24 protein-coding genes are annotated in these 22184 nt (G+C 43.4%); 18 read left to right on the forward strand and 6 right to left on the reverse strand.

Features of this window, described 5'->3' with window-relative positions:
- The first annotated feature begins 155 nt into the window (after window positions 1-155).
- From BK049_RS09650 to BK049_RS09675, 6 genes are all read left to right on the forward strand, one after another.
- Window positions 156-434 carry a hypothetical protein gene (locus tag BK049_RS09650; protein ID WP_008359603.1) on the forward strand — a complete coding sequence of 93 codons (279 nt, stop codon included), beginning with the start codon at window positions 156-158 and terminating at the stop codon, window positions 432-434.
- 52 nt (window positions 435-486) lie between these two features.
- A complete protein-coding gene (locus BK049_RS09655; protein ID WP_008359601.1) occupies window positions 487-1320 on the forward strand; it encodes a PRD domain-containing protein in 834 nt (277 codons plus the stop codon).
- 254 nt (window positions 1321-1574) lie between these two features.
- Window positions 1575-2963 (forward strand): sucrose-specific PTS transporter subunit IIBC, encoded by a 1389-nt coding sequence (locus tag BK049_RS09660; RefSeq protein WP_008359600.1) that lies wholly within the window; start codon window positions 1575-1577, stop codon window positions 2961-2963.
- A gap of 19 nt (window positions 2964-2982) precedes the next feature.
- On the forward strand, window positions 2983-4440 hold the full coding sequence (locus tag BK049_RS09665; RefSeq protein ID WP_071168391.1) for a glycoside hydrolase family 32 protein: 1458 nt from the start codon (window positions 2983-2985) through the stop codon (window positions 4438-4440).
- 199 nt (window positions 4441-4639) lie between these two features.
- Window positions 4640-4894, forward strand: coding sequence for a hypothetical protein (locus BK049_RS09670; RefSeq protein WP_008359596.1), 255 nt, complete (start codon window positions 4640-4642; stop codon window positions 4892-4894).
- Between the two features lie 155 nt (window positions 4895-5049).
- Window positions 5050-6126, forward strand: a complete 1077-nt coding sequence (locus BK049_RS09675; protein ID WP_071168392.1) for a chitobiase/beta-hexosaminidase C-terminal domain-containing protein — start codon at window positions 5050-5052, stop codon at window positions 6124-6126.
- A 47-nt stretch (window positions 6127-6173) separates the two neighbouring features.
- On the opposite strand, the gene BK049_RS09680 is transcribed toward BK049_RS09675, so the two are convergent.
- On the reverse strand, window positions 6174-6983 hold the full coding sequence (locus BK049_RS09680) for a bifunctional hydroxymethylpyrimidine kinase/phosphomethylpyrimidine kinase (protein ID WP_008359592.1): 810 nt from the start codon (window positions 6981-6983) through the stop codon (window positions 6174-6176).
- Window positions 6984-7099: 116 nt separating this feature from the next.
- The gene (locus tag BK049_RS09685; RefSeq protein WP_008360980.1) at window positions 7100-7405 is read right to left on the reverse strand and encodes a general stress protein; all 306 of its coding nucleotides are present in this window, start codon (window positions 7403-7405) and stop codon (window positions 7100-7102) included.
- A gap of 127 nt (window positions 7406-7532) precedes the next feature.
- Between BK049_RS09685 and BK049_RS09690 the strand changes: the two genes are divergently transcribed.
- Window positions 7533-8363: a glycosyltransferase family 2 protein gene (locus BK049_RS09690; protein WP_008360978.1), complete on the forward strand. Its 831-nt coding sequence runs from the start codon at window positions 7533-7535 to the stop codon at window positions 8361-8363.
- Entirely contained in the window at window positions 8360-9040 is a 681-nt protein-coding gene (locus BK049_RS09695; protein WP_008360976.1) for a uracil-DNA glycosylase, read from the forward strand. Before BK049_RS09690 ends, BK049_RS09695 begins: the two co-directional genes overlap by 4 nt.
- A gap of 33 nt (window positions 9041-9073) precedes the next feature.
- On the opposite strand, the gene BK049_RS09700 is transcribed toward BK049_RS09695, so the two are convergent.
- Complete coding sequence (locus BK049_RS09700) at window positions 9074-10432, reverse strand: aldehyde dehydrogenase (RefSeq protein WP_071168393.1); 1359 nt, start codon at window positions 10430-10432, stop codon at window positions 9074-9076.
- A 170-nt stretch (window positions 10433-10602) separates the two neighbouring features.
- On the opposite strand from BK049_RS09700, the gene BK049_RS09705 reads away from it, so the two are divergent.
- From BK049_RS09705 to BK049_RS09715, 3 genes are all read left to right on the forward strand, one after another.
- Window positions 10603-10935 carry a YwdI family protein gene (locus BK049_RS09705; RefSeq protein ID WP_071168394.1) on the forward strand — a complete coding sequence of 111 codons (333 nt, stop codon included), beginning with the start codon at window positions 10603-10605 and terminating at the stop codon, window positions 10933-10935.
- 33 nt (window positions 10936-10968) lie between these two features.
- Window positions 10969-12276 carry a purine/pyrimidine permease gene (locus BK049_RS09710; protein ID WP_071168395.1) on the forward strand — a complete coding sequence of 436 codons (1308 nt, stop codon included), beginning with the start codon at window positions 10969-10971 and terminating at the stop codon, window positions 12274-12276.
- Window positions 12277-12346: 70 nt separating this feature from the next.
- Entirely contained in the window at window positions 12347-12718 is a 372-nt protein-coding gene (locus BK049_RS09715) for a DUF423 domain-containing protein (RefSeq protein WP_008360968.1), read from the forward strand.
- Between the two features lie 41 nt (window positions 12719-12759).
- Here the strand turns inward: BK049_RS09715 and BK049_RS09720 are convergent, their stop codons facing one another.
- The 3 genes from BK049_RS09720 to BK049_RS09730 all read right to left on the reverse strand — a co-directional run bounded on the left by BK049_RS09720 (window position 12760) and on the right by BK049_RS09730 (window position 14865).
- Window positions 12760-13377 carry a cupin domain-containing protein gene (locus BK049_RS09720; protein WP_071168396.1) on the reverse strand — a complete coding sequence of 206 codons (618 nt, stop codon included), beginning with the start codon at window positions 13375-13377 and terminating at the stop codon, window positions 12760-12762.
- Window positions 13378-13508: 131 nt separating this feature from the next.
- The gene (gerQ, locus tag BK049_RS09725) at window positions 13509-14039 is read right to left on the reverse strand and encodes a spore coat protein GerQ (RefSeq protein ID WP_008360964.1); all 531 of its coding nucleotides are present in this window, start codon (window positions 14037-14039) and stop codon (window positions 13509-13511) included.
- A 151-nt stretch (window positions 14040-14190) separates the two neighbouring features.
- Window positions 14191-14865: a hypothetical protein gene (locus BK049_RS09730; RefSeq protein WP_008360962.1), complete on the reverse strand. Its 675-nt coding sequence runs from the start codon at window positions 14863-14865 to the stop codon at window positions 14191-14193.
- Between the two features lie 175 nt (window positions 14866-15040).
- On the opposite strand from BK049_RS09730, the gene BK049_RS09735 reads away from it, so the two are divergent.
- The 7 genes from BK049_RS09735 to BK049_RS09765 are packed head-to-tail and all read left to right on the forward strand — an operon-like array spanning window position 15041 to window position 22183.
- On the forward strand, window positions 15041-15811 hold the full coding sequence (locus tag BK049_RS09735; protein WP_071169213.1) for a glycosyltransferase family 2 protein: 771 nt from the start codon (window positions 15041-15043) through the stop codon (window positions 15809-15811).
- A 6-nt stretch (window positions 15812-15817) separates the two neighbouring features.
- Window positions 15818-17230 (forward strand): capsular polysaccharide export protein, LipB/KpsS family, encoded by a 1413-nt coding sequence (locus tag BK049_RS09740; protein ID WP_071168397.1) that lies wholly within the window; start codon window positions 15818-15820, stop codon window positions 17228-17230.
- 21 nt (window positions 17231-17251) lie between these two features.
- Window positions 17252-18430: a DegT/DnrJ/EryC1/StrS family aminotransferase gene (locus tag BK049_RS09745; RefSeq protein WP_008360957.1), complete on the forward strand. Its 1179-nt coding sequence runs from the start codon at window positions 17252-17254 to the stop codon at window positions 18428-18430.
- Window positions 18427-19302, forward strand: a complete 876-nt coding sequence (locus BK049_RS09750) for a GNAT family N-acetyltransferase (protein WP_071168398.1) — start codon at window positions 18427-18429, stop codon at window positions 19300-19302. Before BK049_RS09745 ends, BK049_RS09750 begins: the two co-directional genes overlap by 4 nt.
- 1 nt (window position 19303) lies before the next feature.
- The gene (locus BK049_RS09755; RefSeq protein WP_071168399.1) at window positions 19304-20428 is read left to right on the forward strand and encodes an N-acetylneuraminate synthase family protein; all 1125 of its coding nucleotides are present in this window, start codon (window positions 19304-19306) and stop codon (window positions 20426-20428) included.
- Window positions 20418-21158, forward strand: a complete 741-nt coding sequence (locus BK049_RS09760; protein ID WP_071168400.1) for a cytidylyltransferase domain-containing protein — start codon at window positions 20418-20420, stop codon at window positions 21156-21158. The genes BK049_RS09755 and BK049_RS09760 overlap by 11 nt, the downstream gene beginning before the upstream one ends.
- Window positions 21155-22183, forward strand: coding sequence for a PseG/SpsG family protein (locus BK049_RS09765; RefSeq protein ID WP_071168401.1), 1029 nt, complete (start codon window positions 21155-21157; stop codon window positions 22181-22183). Before BK049_RS09760 ends, BK049_RS09765 begins: the two co-directional genes overlap by 4 nt.
- The last annotated feature ends 1 nt before the right edge of the window (window position 22184 follow it).

Below are 22184 nucleotides of genomic sequence, written 5' to 3' on the forward strand. Positions count from 1 at the left end.
ACATGATGATCTTCTGCACTTTTCAACAAAACTTCTGAAAACTAGTTCGTTTTTTCACCCAGATTGTGACAAACCTCTCTCTTTTCTCGGGATATGATAGGAGCAGTTATTTTGCTAGAGCTGCTAGATTCTAAGAAAAGTGGAGGGAATGTTCAGTGAAGAAATGGAAGAACTGGTTCAGTGTATGGTTTGGTTTCATGATGAATGTGCTTGTGAATCCTGGTGTCATGATGAAGCAGCAAGGATGTAAAGTAGCCGCTGTGGATGTGGGATTCTTTCAAACGGTTAGAGGGAGACAGCAAGAGAAACTGGCAGAGGAAAACAAGAAGAAGCGCAGGATCGAGCGGAAGTTTCAGGAAAGTCTGATGATGCTTTATGAAAAGACAACGAGAGAGGCGCGTGCTGGTCCGCTCTTACCTTTACAGAAAAGTTGAAACAGGGTAAAATCCCACATAAGAAACGTTATCTGGTGGGAGAGGATACCCCTTGAAGATATATAAAATCTTGAATAATAATGCAGTGGTTGTAAAGGAGGGTGATCAGGAGAAAATTGTGATGGGACCCGGAATTGCATTTCAGAAGGGGAAAAATGACGTCGTTCCCGTTCAAAAAATAGAGAAAATTTTTGTTGTGCGTGAAGAAAATGAGAAATTTAAGCAAATTCTTGCGACATTGCCAGAAGCGCATATTGAGGTGGCAGAGCATATTATCAGTTATGCAGAGGGTGAACTCATGATGCCGCTCAGTGATCATATCCACATATCACTGACAGATCATTTATCCTTTGCCATTGAACGCGTTCAAAAAGGCATTGTCTTATATAATAAATTGCTTGGTGAGATCAAAGTCTTATATAAGCAGGAATATGAGATTGGAAAGTATGCGATTCGTTATGTAAAGGAGCGGCTTGGGGTTGACCTGCCGGACGATGAGGCAGGATATGTGGCTCTTCATATTCATACGGCCAAAATGAATACGGAGTCCATGAAGAAGACGGTTAAATACACAACGATGATCAAAGAAATGATCGAGTATATTGAGCGCGATTTTGAGCGCTCGATTGCTGAAGACAGTATTTCTTATCAGCGGCTTGTGACACATTTGAGGTATGCGTTAGGCAGGTTGGAATCGAATGAAGCATTTCAAATCATGGACGATGATATGCTGATGTTTATCCAAACAAAGTATGATTCAGCTTACCAGTGTGCGCTTGGACTTGCTGATTTTCTGAAAAATGAATATGGACTTCATCTCCCTGAATCGGAGATCGGCTACATCACGCTGCATGTCCAGCGTCTGCAGGATGCCGAATTGGTTTAATGGTTGTGCCTGTCCGCAGGCTTTTTTTTATGCACACTACTCTTCTTAGTGTATATGGGTCATTTGATTCGGAAAAATAGGTTGACGAAGGTCGTACTCTTATACTATGATGAAAGCGTAATCAAAATTCAATATCGTGGGATTGTGACTGTCAGGCAGGCAAGACCTAAAATTTGCGTAACGAGGGGACGTGTATGTCCTTTGATCGTTGGTGAATTTTAGGTCTTTTTTGATTTTAAAAAGGGGGAGACAACATGGATTATCAAAAAACAGCCAAAGAATTAACAACATTATTAGGTGGGAAAGAAAATATCATCAGTGCAACGCATTGTGCCACACGACTCAGATTGGTGATGAAAGATGAGGATTTGATCGACAAAGAGGCCATTGAAGAGCTTGATGGTGTGAAGGGTGCCTTCTCAAGCTCGGGTCAATTCCAGATTATATTTGGAACTGGATCTGTCAACAAGGTATATGAGCCATTTGCTCGTGAGACCGGTCTTGAGACAGACGACGAGAATCAAAAGCCTGTCAGCCATGATGAAGCAGTGAAACAAAAAATGAATCCACTTGCACGTTTTGCTAAGACGCTATCGAATATTTTTGTGCCGATCATTCCGGCAATTGTTGCAAGCGGTCTATTAATGGGTCTTTTAGGCATGATGAAAGCCTTCAACTGGGCTGATCCAAGCTCTGCGATCTTCCAAATGCTTGATATGTTTTCAAGTGCTGCCTTTATCATATTACCGATTTTAATTGGGGTCAGTGCAGCGAAAGAGTTTGGTGGAAACCCATATTTAGGGGCTGTCATTGGGGGAATCATGATTCACCCGAACCTGCTGAACCCATGGGGACTGACAGAGGCGAAACCAGAATATATGCATTTATTCAATTTTGATATTGCGCTTCTTGGTTATCAAGGAACAGTCATTCCAGTGTTGTTGACTGTGTATATCATGTGTCTGATTGAAAAGAATTTGAGAAAAGTAGTGCCAAACAGTATTGATTTACTGGTGACTCCGTTTGTGACGGTGATTGTGACTGGATTTGTGACGTTTATTGCTGTGGGACCGCTAGGAAGAATACTCGGTACTGGAATCTCGAATGCCCTCACATATGTTTATGATCATGCAGGATTTTTAGCAGGACTCATTTTCGGAGGAACCTACTCGTTAATTGTACTGACAGGGGTTCACCACAGCTTCCATGCCATTGAGGCAGGACTGCTGAATGATATCGGACGTAACTATTTGCTACCGATTTGGGCAATGTCCAACGTTGCTCAAGGCGGGGCAGGATTAGCTGTCTTTTTCTTAGCAAAGCGTGCGAAAACGAAAGAAATTGCTCTCCCAGCGGCATTTTCTGCTTTCTTAGGTATTACGGAGCCAGTCATATTCGGTGTGAACCTTCGTTATCGTAAGCCGTTTATTGCGGCAATGATTGGAGGCGCATTAGGTGGAGCGTTTGTCGTCTTTACGAAAGTCGCAGCCAACGCTTATGGCTTAACGGGTATTCCGATGATTGCGATTGCAGCTCCATTAGGTTTACAAAATGTGGTAAATTATGTTATTGGTATGTTAATAGCTGTTGCTGTTTCATTTATTCTTACCATCATCTTTAAAGTAAAAGAAGTCGAAAAATGATCAAGGAGTGGTCACAGTCATGACAACTACTGACGCAGCACTTCGTCAAAAGGTAGCAGACCGTATTCGAAACTATGAGCATTTGGTGAAAAAAGACGTGTACCGCCAGCATTTTCATTTGATGCCGCCAGTCGGTCTTTTAAATGACCCGAATGGATTGATTCAGTGGAAGGGAGTCTACCATGTGTTTTATCAGTGGCAGCCATTTAAAACAGGTCACGGTGCAAAATTTTGGGGTCACTACACATCTACCGATCTAGTGAATTGGAAGCATGAAGAAGCTGCTCTCACGCCAAGTGATTGGTTTGATCAAAATGGCTGTTATTCTGGAAGTGCAGTCATTGATGATGGACGTATGTATGTGATGTATACCGGAAATGTGCGTGATGAGCAAGGGAATCGTGAGACCTATCAATGTTTAGCTGTTTCAGAGGATGGGATTCATTTTCACAAAAAGGGTGTCGTGGCGACTTTGCCAGAAGGATTTACCGCACATTTTCGTGACCCGAAGGTGTGGAAGAGAAATGGTCAGTGGTATATGGTCCTGGGTGCACAAAGCGAAGACCTTAAAGGACATCTTGTATTATTCACAGCTGATACATTAGACAATTGGACGTTTCAGGGCATTATTGCAGGCAGTGGAAAGAACGGATTAGGCAATTTCGGATATATGTGGGAATGCCCAGATTTGTTTGAATTAGACGGCCGGGATGTATTGATCGTGTCACCACAGGGACTGGAGCCTGACGGATTAAAATACCACAATACACATCAATCTGGTTATTTTGTTGGTACATTAGATGATAGCTCCTACCAATATACACATGGAGCGTTTGAGGAGCTGGATCGCGGCTTTGACTTTTATGCGCAGCAGACCTTTCAAGATGAATCAGGCAGGCGTATTTTAATGGGATGGATGGGTGTGCCCGATCAAGGAGAAGAGCATCATCCGACAATCTCTTATCAATGGATCCATTGTTTGACGATTCCAAGAGAGCTTCGTTTAGATGATGAGGGACGTCTAATTCAAAAGCCAGTAAGTGAACTGCAATCCATGCGGACAAATGAACAAGAACATGTTTTTCACATTAAGCGCTCCGTTCATTCCATTCCTGTACAAGATATTACGAGAGCCGAGATATTGATTGATCAGATTGAAACACAAAAAGGATTTGAATGCTGTATTCGTGCAGCTGCCCGTATCATTTATGATAAAGATGAGGGGAAACTGACGTTAGAGAGAGATCGATTTGAAGATCGAACAAAGGAAGTTCGTGAAGTAGAAATGAAGGAATTACGGGATCTGCATATCTTTATTGATGCATCATCCATTGAGATTTTTGTAAACGGAGGCCGGGAAGTATTTACCTCACGTTACTTTCCTTCCCCGGGAAATAAATCAATCTCGATAAGTGGCAGAAATGAAACGAAGCTTAAACTGAAGACGTGGCATTTACAAACAAAAGCAGGTCATTGATCTGCTTTTTTCTAGTGAGATCAGCCTGAATCTTAGAACCTATAGAGTGTTAAATCAAGGGCTCACTCAGGTGACGGGGAGCGGTTTGATGACGTTTTACATATATGATAACAGGTTGAATTATGATATCATTTTAAAATATATACAGCTGAGGCTGACGTTTATCCAAATGCGGTAGGACAAAAAAGGGGTTGTTTACTTGAATTCAAAACAGCAGCCGACGACTAGAAAACGCTTGGAGACAATGGCAGATCATGTTGAAGATAAACGTGAAGAATATAAAGAATTGCTGATTCAAGTCCAATCTATTCTCGGTGAACCTTCTCTAGAGCAGGAAGAATTAAAAGAGAAGCTGTCAGATACGTATAAACAAATGAAAGAATATGCCTTATTTGTTGAATCCATTGAAGCCTTTATTCGAAAAATGGCGAAAGAATCCGATCAGCAAAAGTAGGGATTGATGTATCGTAAAAGAGTGTACTCGTAAGCGAGTATGCTTTTTTATTTTAGTCCGAGGATTCAGGAAAATAAATGAAAGCGTTGACATTTCTTTTGATATCGTACAAAATAAATAAAAATTCGTATGAGCACATACAGGAGGACCATAAAATGAATCATACAACGAAGAAATATCTGATCACCTTTATTATTTTCCTATTTTCAATGAGTTTTCTCTATCCTTCCGTTTCATCTGCCCGAACTCAACACACGTCATTTTTTAAACCTACTGCCTCAGTACCGTCTGGTGAATATTATCGGTCACAAGAGGTGACTCTGCATTCTCCAGTGCGAAAGGCTTCTCTTTATTACACAACAGATGGTAGCCAGCCGACAGCCCAAAGTCAGTTATATAATAAGCCTATTCATATAGATAGCGATACGACTTTGAAGGTAAGCGTTTATAAAAATAAAAAACACCTTGCCACGTCTACGTACAATTATCGTTTTGTCACACGAGAGGACATTGCCTCATCTTTTTTATCTTTTGAATATGAAGGAATGCCTTATCGACTGTATATTCCGAAAGACCGTAAGCAGGGTAAATCCTATCCTCTCGTTCTGTTCTTACATGGAGGCGGGGAGAGAGGAACAGATAATCAAAAGCAGTTACTTGCAAATGATGGTGCAGTTTTATGGGCTTCTCCTGAAGTCCAAAGGAAACATCCTTCGTACGTACTAGCACCCCAGGCGCGAAATGCTGTCGATGGAGGATTTGCATTAACAAGAAATTCACAAAATGAAATCGATCTGACAAATGTGTTTCAATTCTCACCAGATTTACGCAAAGCTTATGAAGTTCTTCAGCACGTGATAGCTTCTTATCGGATTGATCAAAAAAGGATTTATTCGACTGGTTTATCACAGGGCGGATTTGGCTCGTATCAGTTGAACATCACATATCCTCGTTTGTTTGCAGCGATGATTCCGATTGCTGGAGGTGCAGATCCAAGCAAGGCTGGAATTCTAGCGCACAAGCCAATATGGGCATTTCATGCAGAAGATGATTCCATTATACCTGTCAGTTATGCAAGAAACACAATCCAAGCCATTCAAAAAGCTGGTGGTCATCCGCTTTACACGGAGTATGCCAGCAAGTATGGATATGATCATGCATCATGGACGCCTGCATATGAAACGCCAGGCTTAACAGATTGGTTATTTGCACAGCGACTAAGCTTTCGATAAACAAAAAAAACCGATTCACCCAACAAGGCGAATCGGTTTTTGCTGTTTTATTTGTCAAAACGATGTGCGGAATGTTTCGTCGGTCCGATGTATTCGTTTAGTTGGAAAGAGCCCTTGATGGCAGCTGTGATGAATTCTTTTGCTGCATAAATGGCTTCTTTCACGTCTGAACCGTTCGCTAGTTCAGCTGTGACTGCTGCTGAGAATGTGCAGCCTGCGCCGTGTGTGTACTCTGTGTCGATCTTATCAGATTCAAGGCGTTCGAAGGTTTGTCCATCATAAAGCAAATCAATCGCTTTATCTTGGCTTAGCTTACCGCCGCCAGTGATGACCACATACTTTGCACCAAGTTCATGGATTCGTTTTGCTGCTTCTTCCATTTGTTCAATCGTTTTGATTTCACCGATTCCACTTAATTGACCTGCTTCGAAAAGGTTCGGTGTGATGACGGTTGCCAGTGGGGCGAGCATTTCGCGCAGTGCTTCAGCGTGCTCAGGGTACAGGACTTCGTTCGCACCCTTACAAACCATGACAGGATCAATGACGACATTTTTTAAATCATATTTTTTGATCGTTTCAGCTGCAAGTTCAATGACGTCAACCGTTGGCAGCATGCCTGTTTTCAGCGCATCTACACCAATGCCTTCTACAATGGTAGAAAGCTGCGCACGAATGGTTGCCGTATCGATTGGAAACACCTGATGATCCCAATTGTGATGAGGATCCATGGCAACGACAACGGTTAAAGCTGTCATCCCGTAGACGTTTTTTTCTTGAAACGTTTTTAAATCTGCTTGGATACCTGCACCGCCGCTTGAATCCGAACCTGCGATGGTGAGAGCTTTATTCATAGACATAGTTGCTGAACCTCCAATGTGATGTGTAACAGTTACTGTACTAACCCTTATTATAATCAGCTTTTCCATTTATCACAATGAAACGGCATAAAAAAGCGATCCACTCTTCGAGGAACTTATCTTTTACAAATCACCAATTTCCCTTTTTTCAGCTCCTCTAAAAGTGTTAAGGCTAACTCCTGATCGGCGCCGGTCGACATCATTTTGGCCATGAGCTCATCATCCCGGGTGCGAATGACATTGGCGATTTGATCTAAAATCCCTTGATCGACAGCTGTCATGCTTTTGGCATCTGTATATTCTGTTACGGTATCAGAGCGTTCTGGATCGTACGCAAAGACAAAGACATCGTCCTTTGCTGACTGTATATGTTCGATGATCTGTTTTGCTTCTTGACTATTCTCAACCGTGAAATATTCCATCGTCATCACTCCTTTTCATCAAAAATTCCCATTTTCTCGTCAAATCAAACCGCCTTTTATATCATGAGAAGAAAGCCGATTTATGTTTTAATGAAAAAGACGAATCTATTAAAGGAGTTAGGCCGATATGAAGATTTCTTTATTAATTGTGACACATAACCGGCTGGGCGCATTGTGTGAGCTGCTTGAATCCATCTCGAGACAAAGCGTACAGCCTTTTGAAATTGTCGTTGTAAATGATGCAGGAGAGCGGGTGGATGTCATTCAAGAACTCTATCCAGAGCTGCCAATCCGCTTGATTCATTTAGATGAGAATGTCCAGCATGTGAACGCAAGAAATGTTGGAGTGCGGGAGCTGACAGGTGACGTCATTATGCTGAGTGACGACGATGATTATTTTACACCTTGTCATATTGAACGTATGAGCAAGGCGCTGGAAGACGCCGATTTTGTTTTTTCTGATGCAGAAATTGTTTCGTTTGAAGAAAGAGGGGCGACCCGTTTTCCGGTATCAAGACGTTTGTTTGCTTATACAGCGGATATTGAGGATATGCGTGTCTTTTCTACATATGTCCCTTCTGGCAGTATGTATAAACGCCGCATCCATGATGAAATCGGTTATTTTGATCCAGCCATGCATCATTACTGGGATTGGGACTTTTTCTTGCGGGTCACGCAGCATGCACGAGTCAAACGGGTGCCTGTAGCGAGTGTAATCTATGCGTTCTTTGATGGGGGTGGCAATCAGTCTAGTGATCTCGGTGAAACAAGAAAGAACTACTTAGATGACTTGAGTGAAAAGCACCAGTTGGGTGATCTGCCGACAGCGAACTTTGCTGTCCTATTAGAAGAACCAGCGATGAAAAAAAGAGAATCAGAGAGTGACATAGTATGGGATGGAAAACCGATGATCTCAAGACTGGCACAGCTTCAGACAGAAGGAGGAGAACTGCAATGAAGCCTTTTTTAAATGATAGCTGGTGGACTTTGATGAAGAGTGAGTTTGAACAGCCGTACTATCAGCAATTACGTGAGTGGGTGAAGCATGAATATCGCACACAGACGGTCTTTCCAAAGCCAGATGACATTTATCGTGCCCTTCATTTGACGCCATATGAAGACGTGAAGGTGGTGATTTTGGGACAAGACCCTTATCATGGCCCAGGACAGGCCCATGGATTAAGCTTTTCTGTTCAGCCTGGAGTCAAACACCCGCCATCTTTGAGAAATATTTTTCAGGAGCTAAAGGATGATCTCGGCTGTCCTGTTCCAAATCATGGCTCACTTGTCAGCTGGGCAGAGCAGGGTGTACTGCTGTTAAACACTGTGTTAACTGTCAGAAAAGGTGAAGCGAATTCGCATAAAGGCAAGGGCTGGGAACGTGTGACAGACCGTGTCATTGATGTGCTGAATGAGCGAGATCAGCCAGTCGTCTTTGTCTTATGGGGCAGACATGCTCAAAATAAAAAAGAACGCATTGATCAAGGCAAGCATTACATCATTGAATCACCTCATCCAAGTCCTTTTTCTGCGAGAAACGGATTTTTTGGCAGCCGGCCTTTTTCACAAGCAAATGCGTATTTAAAGCAAATAGGGCTTGATGAGATCAACTGGTGTATCAAGGATATCGAATGAAAATAGGACGAGGGGAGAGCCCCTTCGTCCTGTTTATTTTAAAAATTTGCGGACAATCTCGAGTCCGTTTTTCGCATTTGGATAACGGAAGGAAAAATCGAAGCGATTGGTCTGGCGCAGGACACTTTTTTCATGCGTAAAGGTGAAAAAGCTTTCCTTTCCATGATATCGTCCCATGCCGCTTTCACCGACGCCTCCAAATGGCAAGTAAGGGGTGGCCACATGCATCAGCGTGTCATTGATGCAGCCTCCGCCAAACGAGAGGTTGTCTAGGACATATGCTTCTGTTTCTTTACTTGTTGTAAATAAGTAAAGGGCGAGCGGCTTTGGTCTAGCCTTGACCATGTCAGTGGCCTCATGCAGGGAATCAAATGTCATGACAGGCAAAATAGGTCCGAAAATTTCCTCCTGCATCACGGGGTCTTCCCATGTGATGTGATCTAAAATGGTCGGTGCGATTTTAAGCTCTTGTTCATTGCGCTGTCCACCCGTCACAATCGTACCATTTGAAAGAAATTGTGAGAGCCTGTCAAAATGACGCTGGGTGACATTTTTTCCAAAGTGCGGATTTGTTTCGGGTTGTTCACCGTAAAAGTCACGGATACAGGTGACCATCTCCCGCAGAAGGTCCTCTTTGATGGATTCATGAACAAGTAAATAGTCTGGTGCAATGCATGTTTGACCAGCATTGGTGAATTTGCCAAACGTGATTCGCTTGGCAGCGAGCTTGATGTCTGCATCAGGCATGACAATGCAAGGACTTTTTCCGCCAAGCTCAAGTGTCACAGGTGTTAGATGCTTTGCGGCGGCTTCCATGACGACTTTGCCGACCGCCACACTGCCGGTGAAGAAAATATAATCAAAGGGCAGCTTCAGCAGCTCTGTACTGACATCTACACCGCCTTCAACAACCGCTGCAAGATCTTCTTTAAACACACGTTCCACAATTGTACCAATCACTTTGGAAACTTGCGGCGTTAATTCTGATGGTTTTAATGTGACGGCATTACCCGCAGAAATGGCTCCAACTAATGGAGAAAGGGCCAATTGGAAAGGATAGTTCCAAGGGGCAATAATGAGAACACTTCCGTACGGTTCCTTGATGATCATGCTTTTCGATCCAATATGGGTCAGAGGTGTTTTCGCTCGGGATGGCTTGGCCCACTTGTGCAGATGTTTGACGGTATGATTGATTTCTTCATATACCATTCCAATCTCTGTTGTGTATGCTTCCTGTTCGGATTTATGTAAATCATGGGCTAAGGCTTGTAAAATGTCTTTTTCATGATGTTTAATGGCTGTTTTCAAATCGTGAAGAAGGCGGATTCGTTCTTGGACCGCTGGCTTTTGAACGTTTTTTTGTTTGTGAAGGAGTTCAGTGAATTTGCTCATGTGTCAGTCCTTTCAGAGTCAATGTTATTTCTTTTATTATGTGTGAATCACTGGAACTGGTCAAATAAGATGTTCAGAAGCACACGGCTTTGAAAAAATGAGCCCATTCGGTTTGTTCATTTGATAAAATAATGTTGGCAAACGAATTTTTTAGATTGGAGGGTCTACCCTTGAATATTCATATATCAAGTCTGCTTCAAAAAATGGAGGAAGCCATTCAAAAAGCTAAACAAAGTGGAAATGATGAAGAGGTGAAACGTCAAGTGGCAGTGATTTCGTCACTATGTGATGTCATTCTCGATGCACCATCACAGCAGCAAATGCCGCCGGCTTCGGTCATTTCACCACCTCCGTCGCTACAGACACCGTCTGCACCATCTGTGTCTACGGATCAAGCCATGCTAGAGAAGCTGATGGGCACTAGCGGTGCAAAAAAATTCCAGCATCAAGAAGAGGGTCAAAAAGAGAAGGACGGAAACGGCGACTCTATCTTTGATTTTTAATGGTCGTGTCACGACAAAGGGAAGGTGATCGGGTTGAAACTATTTTTGGGCGCCATTCAGTGGATGGCATTTTTTATCGCAGCTTCTATTGCAGTACCGATTGCGATTGCACAAGCATTTGAATTGAATGAAGTGCAGTCGGCAGAGCTGATTCAGAGTACATTCTTTTCACTTGGACTTGTGGCAATGGTGCAGTGTTTATGCGGCCATATGCTGCCGATCAATGAAAGTCCAGCAGGGCTGTGGTGGGGTGTATATACCCTTTATTCAGGCATGACAGGGACGATTTTTGCTACATATCCTGAAACCTTGCAAGCATTACAAGGGGCTTTAATCTTTAGTGCTGCGTTCTTTTTTATTTTTAGTCTATTTAAAATCATTAATTGGCTCGCGTCTTTATTTACGCCAGTCGTCACAGGCATTTACCTGCTGCTGCTTGTTGTGCAGTTAAGTCAGCCGATCATGAAAGGTCTGATGGGCATCGGCTATCGGGGAAATCAGGTGGACGGGCTTGTCTTTTGTCTATCAATCTTGATTATTGTCATCACCTTCATGATCAGCCGTTCAAGGTGGCATTACTTAAAACAGTTTTCTGTGTTATTCGCACTTGCAGGCGGCTGGCTGTTATTCGCTTTACTCGGATTGGCCAAGCCCGTTCGAATTCCTGAGCATATCATCGAGTTTCCGAAGCTGTTCCCATTTGGTATGCCGGTCTTTGACAGTGGATTGCTGGTCACGTCCTTTTTTATTACGATCTTACTTATTGTGAATATGCTGGCAAGTATTCGCATTGTGGAAAGCTCAGTGAAGGCATTTGGTGATCTGCGTGAGCGGAAAAGAGCCAGGCCTGCTGGTTTTGTCGCAGCCTTTGGTCATTTGATGAGCGGACTGATTGGAGCGATTGCGCCTGTACCGATTTCGGGGGCAGCGGGTTTTATACAAACAACAAAAATTCCTTCGAGAAAGCCGTTTTTTCTCGGAAGTCTGCTCATTGTCCTCATTAGTTTATTTCCGTTATTGATGAGCTTTTTCTCTGCATTGCCGTCGCCTGTGGGGCTTGCTGTGAACTTTGTGGTGTTCTCTTCTATGATTGGGATTGCCATGTCTGAATTTGATCAGTATGAAAAAGAAGACATCCCGCGCATTCGCTTTGTGCTGGGCGTTGCTGTTTTAGCAGGCGTAGGGGCTATGTTTGTGCCTCAGGGAGCATTGAAAGGCATGCATCCTGTGCTGATTTCTTTATTAAGCAATGGTCTTGTTCTAGGCACGCTCATTGCGATTGTGGTCGATCAAGTGCTGCTGCGAAAGAAGAAGAAATCCGACAATCTCGTGTCAGTGTAAAAGGAAAGTTGAATGTCGGATGTGACCCGCGCTATGATAAACATAATTGACGAGATAAGGAGAATGACGAATGAAACTATTTTTCATATTAGGTGCCATTAACGCCATGCTTGCTGTTGGACTTGGAGCCTTCGGTGCACATGGATTGGAAGGGAAAATCCCTGAAAAGTATATTGAGATATGGAATAAAGGGGTTCAATATCAGATGTTCCATGCGATTGGCCTATTTATTGTCGCCTTTCTTGCAGATAAGCTGTCAGGTGTTTCGCTAGTGCCGACCGCTGGCTGGGTGATGCTTGCAGGCATCCTTTTCTTCTCGGGAAGCCTTTATGTGCTTGCCTTGACTCAGGTGAAGATTCTTGGTGCTATTACACCAATTGGCGGAGTCGCCTTTATTGCTTCTTGGATCATGCTAGTGGTGGCAGCAGCAAAAAATTTATAAGCCAAAAAACCGATGCTCTGATAGGGGGCATCGGTTTTTTCTTAACTCCAATAAGGGGAATAGTTGGGTGGTGCTTGATAATAAGGGACATAGTGAGATGGAGGGACAGGGTGCGTTTGGGCTTCTTCGTCTCGGTGGCAGAAAGGTCCGATAAACATACCTGGCTTTACAGGCTGCGTTGCCTGCTTCCACTGCGTTTCGTTCATGCAATAAGTATGTGCCATAATGTGAGAAGGGGTGAGGGTGAGTAGGTCTGAGCCAAGGATGACTTCTGGCGTCGATGCGTTAAAGATGGCTAACAAATGAGTTTTGTCTTGCAAGGCAACTTCATAGTGCCACCAGCCTTGAGGCACATTTGCGACCTGCCCGGGGGTAATGGTATAGGTGTGCAGTTTTTTTGTAAATGGGTTCAGCATTGATACAGCAGCAGAACCGGCTATACAATAAACAAGCTCTGCAGCATTTTGATGATAATGAGGCTCTACTACTTTGCTTTTACTCAAATAAATATCCAGCAGAGATACTTGATCGAGCGAATTTAATTGCTTTTTTCCTAAAACATTAATGCGATTGTACTCATCATATTTCACAAGGGGGCTTTGGTTCAGATCAAATGAATATTTGACATTCGGCGATGTATAATCCAGCTCAACAGTCATAGATGTCACCTCTAGGCTTTTGATAAAAACTACTAGGCATCTTATGAACAGTGCCCGTAAGGTGTGTCAAAAACCTAGTCAAAAGGAAAAAAGCAAGGGCGTCTGCACCTTGCTGCTGTCATGTCTTGAAGTTATCTTGGAGAATACGTTGACATCGAGTATGGATAGTCATATTGAATTTCCCCATCAAACGTAATGTAATCAAGGTAGATCGTTAACAGTAAGTATCGTGTCCCTGTTTTGTTATCACTGATGATAATGTGGTCACGTCCTGCGGCTTCAATGACCCCTCTAAAAATCTTCGAATTCCATTCTTTACTCGCCTCAAACGTCATATAGATCGTGGCTACCTTGCCGCGGTTCAATCGTAAAATATTCTCAATATAGGACTGCTCAATCGGCAGCTGGCCGGTGACATTTTGCTGATAAATGGGTCCAGAAGGAATTTGATATGGCTGTCCGCCGCTCTGTGTGCCTTGGCCTCCTTGTGAAGTGCCAGTAGACGGCATTGGGGAATACCCTTGCTGCATTTGACCCTGCGTTTGGGGAGGGACTGAATAACCCATCTGCTGCGCAGGATACGGATTTGCTCCATATTGTTGCTGGCGAAAATCTTGACCTTCGAAACCCGACCCCTGCCCAAATTGATTTTTCAATTTCATAACGTTCCTCCTCTTTTCTCATGGTGTTCTAAACAGAAGACGTATCAGCGCCTGTTGTTTCCATAGCATTCTTTTTCTCTTTCACACTATGAAACAGGAGGGAAGAATATGTACATTGAACGAAAAAAAGAAACTTCTTACCGAAGTTCCTTTACATTATCCAGTTCATCGCACGTTGGACATCAAATAGAAGGGTCATGATTAGAAAAGATGCGGCTAGCGGTGTGATGACAATGATAAAGGCTTGCCATACTCTTAGCTTCATCACAGCGACAATGCCTAAAACAGCCATACCGAAAATCCATGTTTTTGCATATGTTTCAGTCAGTGTCCATAGATCGAGATAATACCATATTTCATAATGTTGATCTAAATAGGGTGAGATCTTCACAAATGTATATGGACCGAGCAATCCCACAGTGAAAATCCAAGTGAGTGCAAATAATGCGGAAGGAAAAATGACCGTCAGCGTGCAAGCTTTGAGCACATCTCGATACGCCGTTTTTATGCCAAAAAACAGCCGTCCTAACCATTGTAAAATGAATGAACCGCAAAATAGAATCAGATTGCCTGCTAAAATACCAAAACCCGTCCCATGTAACAGAATAAAAGGATATGGAATATGATTGCCCATATACTCACTAAAATACCCCTCGTAAATCCAGCTCGTCCCAGCGATACTTGCCAGAAGCAGCATGAGCCAAATGGGAATAGAGGAATGTTGATATGAGCGAATAATCGTCTTTGTCGCAACAAAAATTTTAAAGAACCGAAAAAAACCTTTTGCTTCTTCTTCTGGGGAGAGATCACTCTTCATAGCTTCCAATATTCTTTACTCCTTTAATACACACAAATGATTACTTATATTACCAAAAATTTTACGTTTTTCAAAGATAGATCAATAAAAAAATACAATTTTATTAAAAATAGGTCATTCTACAGTCTCTTTAAGAGGAGACACATATGATAACCATAGTTTGAAAGAGACCGAGGTGAAAAAATTGACAAAAGTAACTGTCATTATGACGAGCTACAACAAGGCGGCTTACGTTGGCAGATCGATTGAAGCGGTCCTACAGCAGACTTTATCAAACCTTGAACTGTTTATCATGGATGATGGATCAAATGAAAAGACACTTGCTGCTATTGAGCCTTTTCGCAAAGATCCGCGCGTTCATTTTATCCAAAGCGGGGTCAAAACGCTGGAGGAAAGAACGGCGAAAACACGCTATGCCGTACTCATTAATCAAGCATTAGAACAGGCGAAGGGTGAGTATATTTCCTATGCCACAGATGACAATGTTTATGCACCTGATCGTTTAGAGAAGCTCACGAATTATTTAGATGCCCGCCCGAATGAAGATATTGTCTATTCTGGTTCAAAAGTTATCTATTTAAATAGCGAAAAAGAACCAGTAAAGGAAACGACACGACCTGCACAAACGGTTCAATGGAATGCACCCTGTGCCATTGATCACTGCTCAGTCGTTCATCGTGCGTCCATTTTAACAAGAATTCATGCTGAATTTGGGTCCTACTGGGATGAGAGTCCTCACTTTTATCGAATAGGGGATGCCCGGTTCTTTTTTAGATTAAATCACTTCTATCCGTTCTATCCTTTTGATGAAGTATTAGATACAAATTACATCACAGAACAGTCGATTCATTATCAGCTGGCAGAAGAAGAGAAAAGTGAATTTATTCAAGCACTTCCTCCTCAGTCTACCTGCCGGGAGCTCCGTCATATATTAAAACAAAGACATGGGAGGTGACCTTAAGTGTCACATTATATTCATCATTATTGGCAGGTATATTTTGAGTATGTGAATTTGATGAAAGACTTATCTTATCGCCAAATTCCTCTTGGGTTAATCAGTAATTTTTATCAATATATCAGCCCTGAAGTGAGAGAACGTATGGAAGATGAAGCATTTGGTCAGGAGCTGACAACCACTTGTCCATTGCCGCAAGACATCCAGCCATTTTTTGATCAGCATAAACAGCAGATGAAGCGCATAGCTTATCGTCCGAACAATGGAAAGGTGCTGCTTCACTTTGAACACCTGCGTTTTACTGAACAAAATTATCTGCGGTTCCATCCGAACCAAACGGTGGTGCTTGCGCGCTGGAAAAAGGCTGATTATTTTGGATTACCAGTCATCAGCAAGCCGGATTTAGCAGGAGAGGTTAATAAAGAGGCCCATGCTGAATATATTGAAAAAGCAAATGCTCTACTCAAGCCTTACGCACAGCACCCTGTCTTTGGCAATGCCTTTTTTAGAGAAAAAATTCAGAAGGACATTGTGCAATTTATTGATGTGATTGACCAGATAGAAACACTATTTGACATGCAGCCTATTGCAGCTGTCATTGTCGGTACGACGGAGGATGTTTACAGCCGTGTACTTGCGCTGCAAACAGTGAAACGCCACCTCACCAGTATCTGTCTCCAGCACGGCGCACTCATGGGAGACGAAGCCTTTTTGCCGATCTTCACCACCTATCACGGGGTGTTTGGAAAGTATGAAAAGGATTGGTATGTAGACAAAGGCTGTCAGCCTGAACAGGTGGAGATCACAGGTCACCCGAGATTTGACTTGGTGCAGGATCGAACGCCGCTTCAAAAGGACATGGTATTTCGTAAATTGAACTTCAGTCCAGCCAAAAAGACTGTGCTTGTGGCTACGCAGCCATTTTCAGAAGCCTTTTATGGTGATGTTCTTAAAACGATTGCAAAACGGAAATACATTCAGCTGATTATGAAGCCGCATCCGTGGGAAATCGCTCGAAATCGTTTAAGTGACTATACAGTGATTGAGCGTGCGGGGAACCATGTGAGATTAATTAAAAAAGAGATCGAATTGTATGACCTCCTGCCTTATGTGGATATAGTTATTACGCTCACATCAACAGTTGGTCTAGAAGCGATGCTTTTTGAAAAGAGTGTGCTGATTGGCAAAATGAAAGAAGGCAGAAGATACCCTTATTACGAGTCGCTTGGCAGCTGCCACATGGAAAACCCTGTTGAACTGGCTGAGAAAGCGATCCGTATTTTGTCGGATGAACAAGAGATGAAGCTGGCGAAGCAGCAAGGAGCCCGTTTCATTCAAGAACATTATCCGCATGCGCGATCGACTGATGCTCTGCTTTCTCTGCTTAAAACAAAAACAGGTGTGGATTTTCAAAGATGACGATAGGGGTGTGCAAGCGATATGGAACAAAAGAGAGCACAATTTCTTCCTTATGCACTGCCTTTGATTGAACAGGAAGAAATTGATGAAGTCATTGGAACATTAAAGTCCGGATGGCTGTCCACCGGACCAAAAGTGAGGCAGTTTGAAGAAGAATTTAGGCAACTGACCGGTGCAAAACACGCGATAGCCGTCAATTCATGTACAGCTGCTTTATTTTTAGCGTTAAAGGCAAGAGGGATTGGGACTGGTGATGAAGTCATCACAACACCTCTAACGTTCTGCGCGACAGCCAATACGATCATTCATACGGGGGCAGCCCCTGTTTTCGTGGATATTGATCCGAAGACACTCAATCTGGATGCAGAGAAAGTAGAAGAGGCGATCACACCACATACAAAAGCGATTGTCCCTGTCCATTTTGCTGGTCAGTCGTGCGATATGGACCGGATTTTAGCCATTGCCAAAAAGTATGATTTGTTTGTGCTGGAAGATGCCGCACATGCCCTCTATACGACTTATCATGATCAGCCTATCGGATCAATTGGTGATGCGGCTGCCTTTAGTTTTTATGCAACAAAAAATATATCAACTGGTGAAGGCGGTATGCTGACGACAAATGATGATGCACTTGCAGCTCGAATCAGAAGGTTAGCGCTCCACGGCATGAGCAAGGGAGCGTGGAATCGTTATGGAGAAAAGGGAACGTGGTATTACGAGGTCGAGGAACCTGGCTATAAAATGAACATGTTTGATGTGCAAGCATCGTTAGGGCTTGTTCAGCTAAGCAGGCTGAATGACATGCAGACCCGTAGAGAACAGATTGCGAAGGCATACAACGAGGCGTTTCAAAAAGAAGCGGGGCTGATCTTACCGCCCGTTCACGAGGATGGACGACATGCGTGGCATTTGTATGTGCTGCAAGTTGATCCAAAAGAAGCATTCATCACACGTGATGACATGATTGATCAGCTGCAAAAGGAATACAAGATCGGCACGAGTGTTCACTTTATCCCTGTCCACTTGCATCCATATTATCAGCAAACCTACAACTATTCGCCAGAGGATTTCCCTGAATCCATTACTTATTACAAACGGACGCTCTCACTCCCGCTTTATCCAAGTATGACAGATGAAGATGTGCAGGATGTCATCACTGCGGTCGTGTCTATTTTAAAAGACAAGAAGGCATCTTCATGAAGGTCGTTCATGCAATAGATGATCAGGTGCTGGCAGCTTGGCTGAAAACATATGATCATGAAGTAAAGCACATGGCAGGCTTCAAGCAGTTTGCTCTTGTCAGCGGGGCCCAGCTCAAAGCGGTGCTGTTATACGACTGGTCCAAGTGGGAGAGCGGTATTTTTGATCAACATATATTTCATGTGAAGTTTGTGGAAGCTGAATCACCGCAGCTCTTCAAAGAATTGATGGAGCGGTTTATCAATTGGATGAGAACAGAAAAATGTGATTTCTTCTTTTTACGTCTTGAAGCAGCTGATGTTGAAAAAAACCGCATTGTCCAAAAGCTGTCACATGTGTACTATGTCGGCGGTCTCACTAGGCTTGAGGTGCCGTCTGCTCAAATGGAGACACCATTATCAGGTCAAGATGTGGTGATTGGGCTGCCAGATGAGAAGGAATATGATGAGGCGGTCTCACTTTGTGATCAGGCTTTTGTGAAAAGTCGTTATGCACTTGATCCATTTTTAGACCAGCGTGTTGTTCAGCATTTCTATCAGGAATGGATGAGGAATAACTTATTCGGACGCGCAGATGTCAACCTTGTGGCAAAGCTGAACGGTGAAGTGGCTGGCCTGATTCAAGGGATGACAAAGGGCAATGAGATGGCGCTTGAGCTTTTTGTAATTAGACCGGATGTGCAAGGAAAAGGGATCGGAAAAAAGCTGTTTATTGAGATGATGAAGGTTTCTCATGACAGAGGGCATCAGTTCATTTCTGCCGGGACACAGCTTCATAACACGACAGCCATCCAGCTGTATGAAAAGATGGGGTGTAGGACAACAAATGCCTTTTTGTATTACCATGTGTGGCCGAAAAAAGGAGAGAGGTAAGATGGCGCATTTCTATATCGGAGATCGCAAAGTGGGCGATGGTGCGCCTGTCTTTATCATTGCAGAGGCAGGCATTAACCATGATGGGAAGCTGGATCAGGCACTTGCTTTAATTGATGTGGCAAAAGAAGCAGGGGCTGATGCGGTGAAGTTTCAAATGTTTCAGGCTGATCGGATGTATCAAAAGGAACCGGGGCTGTACAAAACGGCTAAAGGAGAAGAAGTGTCTATTTTTTCTTTAGTGGAACAAATGGAGTTGCCGCCAGAATGGTTGCCTGTTTTATTGACGCGTTGTGAGGAAAAAGGACTGATGTTCTTAAGCACGGTGTGTGACGAAGAATCTGCGGATCTTTTGAATCAAACAGATCCACCTGCCTTTAAACTGGCTTCTTATGAAATCAATCATCTGCCTCTTTTGCGTCACACAGCTTCATTTCAAAAGCCGATCATTTTTTCAACAGCTGGGGCAACCATTGCAGATGTTCATGAAGCATACGAAACAATTACGAGCCAGCAAAATAAACAAGTGGCTATCATGCATTGTGTGGCAAAATATCCAGCACCTAGAGCGTACACGAACCTGCGAGTGATACAAACCTTAACTTCAGCTTTTCCAGAGGCAGTCATTGGCTTTTCAGATCATAGTGAGCACCCAACTGAGGCGCCAGTTGCCGCTGTGAAGCTCGGAGCAGCGATGATTGAGAAGCATTTCACAGTGGATAAAACGTTACCTGGAGCCGATCATTCCTTTGCACTTGATCCTGAAGAATTGAAGGAAATGGTTCAGCACATTCGAGCAGCAGAAAAACAGCGTAATCAAGCAGGAGCAGACGTTCATTCTTTGCCAGAGGAGCTTCTTGGCAGTTCTTATAAAACGACAACAGCCATCGAAGGTCAGATTCGAGAGTTTGCGTATCGAGGGATTTTTACGACAACAGGCATTGCAAAGGGAGAGACCCTCACTTCAGAAAATATAGCTGTCCTGCGCCCAGGACAAAAAAGTCAGGGCCTGCATCCCCGATATATGACGGTTTTACTTGGCACGAAGGCTGCGAAAGACATCCCGGCTCATACAGGCGTTTCGTGGAAAGACGTGCTCATGCAGGAGTCTCAAGATGATCAATGATGTGCTCTTTGTCATTCAAGCGAGGATGGGTTCAACAAGACTGCCAAAAAAGGTGATGAAACCGATCGGCGGCATGGCGCTGATCGATTTGATTGTGGAGCGGGTGAAGCAATCAGAGGCTTATCATCACAAAACGCAAAACCTCATGATCGCCACAACGGTCGAGGCAGAAGATGACTATTTGGCTCAGTATTGCTTATCAAAGGGCTATAAAGTGTTTCGGGGCAGTGAGACGGATGTGCTACAGCGGTTTGCACAAATTGTCCGCCAGTTCGAACCACAAACTGTTGTACGTTTAACAGGAGATAATCCATTTATCGACCCTTCCCTTTTGTCGAAAATGCTTGAAAAACATAGACAGGAGAAGGCTGATTACACGTACACGAACGGAACACCACTCGGTATTTCCGGGGAAATGATTGAAGCCGCTATTTTAAGTCGAATCGACAAATTTCCCCTCACCCAGTCAGAGCGTGAGCATGTCACGCTGTATATCAGAAAGAATCCAGAGCAGTTTTACCTTCAATTATTCACACCGCCCAAAGAACTTGCATATCCTGCTTATCGATTCACGATTGATACAGAAGAAGATTATGTGTTTGCCACCCGTTTACTAGAGAAAGCTGGTGGTTCTATTGCTGTGCCAACGGCTGAGCTCATATCTATCTGTGAACAAGAGCCAGACATTGTTCGTTTAAATCAGTCTGTGAGACAGAAGGATGCTGAATGAATCATAAAGTCATGATTGTTGTTTATGGTGGTTTTTTTAGAGGCATGGGGCATGTGGTCAGAATGAAACGGTTGGCAAAAGAACTGCTCCAAGAAGGATTCGACTTGTTTTTCTATACAAATGAGCAGATTTGTGTAGAAATGCTAGCGCATCCAGCGTGGGACGTACACTTGGTGCAGGAGTCGAATGCACCTTTTCAAATGCAGCAAGAGTTAAAAGAGCTGAAGCCTGATCTTCTGCTGATAGATGTCCTTGATGGTGATCTTCAATTTCTTCGAACGCTCAAGAATGCCTGCGGCAATGCAAGGGTGGTCTTATTCGAGGAGAAAAGAGAGGAAGCCTGTCAGCTTGCGGATGTTGTAGTGAATGGCATTTATGGAGGTCTGGACGGGCAGCACAAGCTAGTAAATGGAACGGCCTATTTTGATGGAACACCTTATTTATTGTTAGATCACGAGATTGGTCGATTAAAAGACACATATGAGGTTCGAAAAGAATGCAAAAAGGTGGTCATCAGCCTCGGAGGAAGTGATCCGCGCGGATTGTTTTCAAAGGCTGTATCAGCACTTCTTGAAGCAAAGCATTTACACATTCTAGCGGTAGCAGGAAAAGCCTCTCACCTCAAAGAGCAAAGAGAGGCGGAGCATATTCAATTGATTCACCATACAAATCAACTACCAGTCCTTTTATCAGAAGCTGATTTGGCCATCGTTGCAGGCGGCATGACACTATACGAGGCAGTTTGTATTGGTGTGCCGAGCATTGTCCTTTCGCAAGTAGACCACCAAGCAGTGACAGCGAGCAGATTTGCGCAAAAGGGAGCTTGTCTTCACCTTGGATTAGGTGATCTTGTGGAAGAAATAGATGTATTGCGTGCTGTTCAAAGGCTGTCTGACAGCTATTTTCTCCGCAGGAGCATCCATCTCAATGGACGTACACTCATTGACGGGAAAGGACTAGAGCGAGTGAAAAACATTCTTATACACCTCATGAATCCCCACCAAAAAGAACATAAGGATGTGTAGA

The organism is Bacillus xiamenensis (assembly GCF_001857925.1).
GTDB classification, from domain to species: Bacteria; Bacillota; Bacilli; order Bacillales; family Bacillaceae; genus Bacillus; species Bacillus xiamenensis.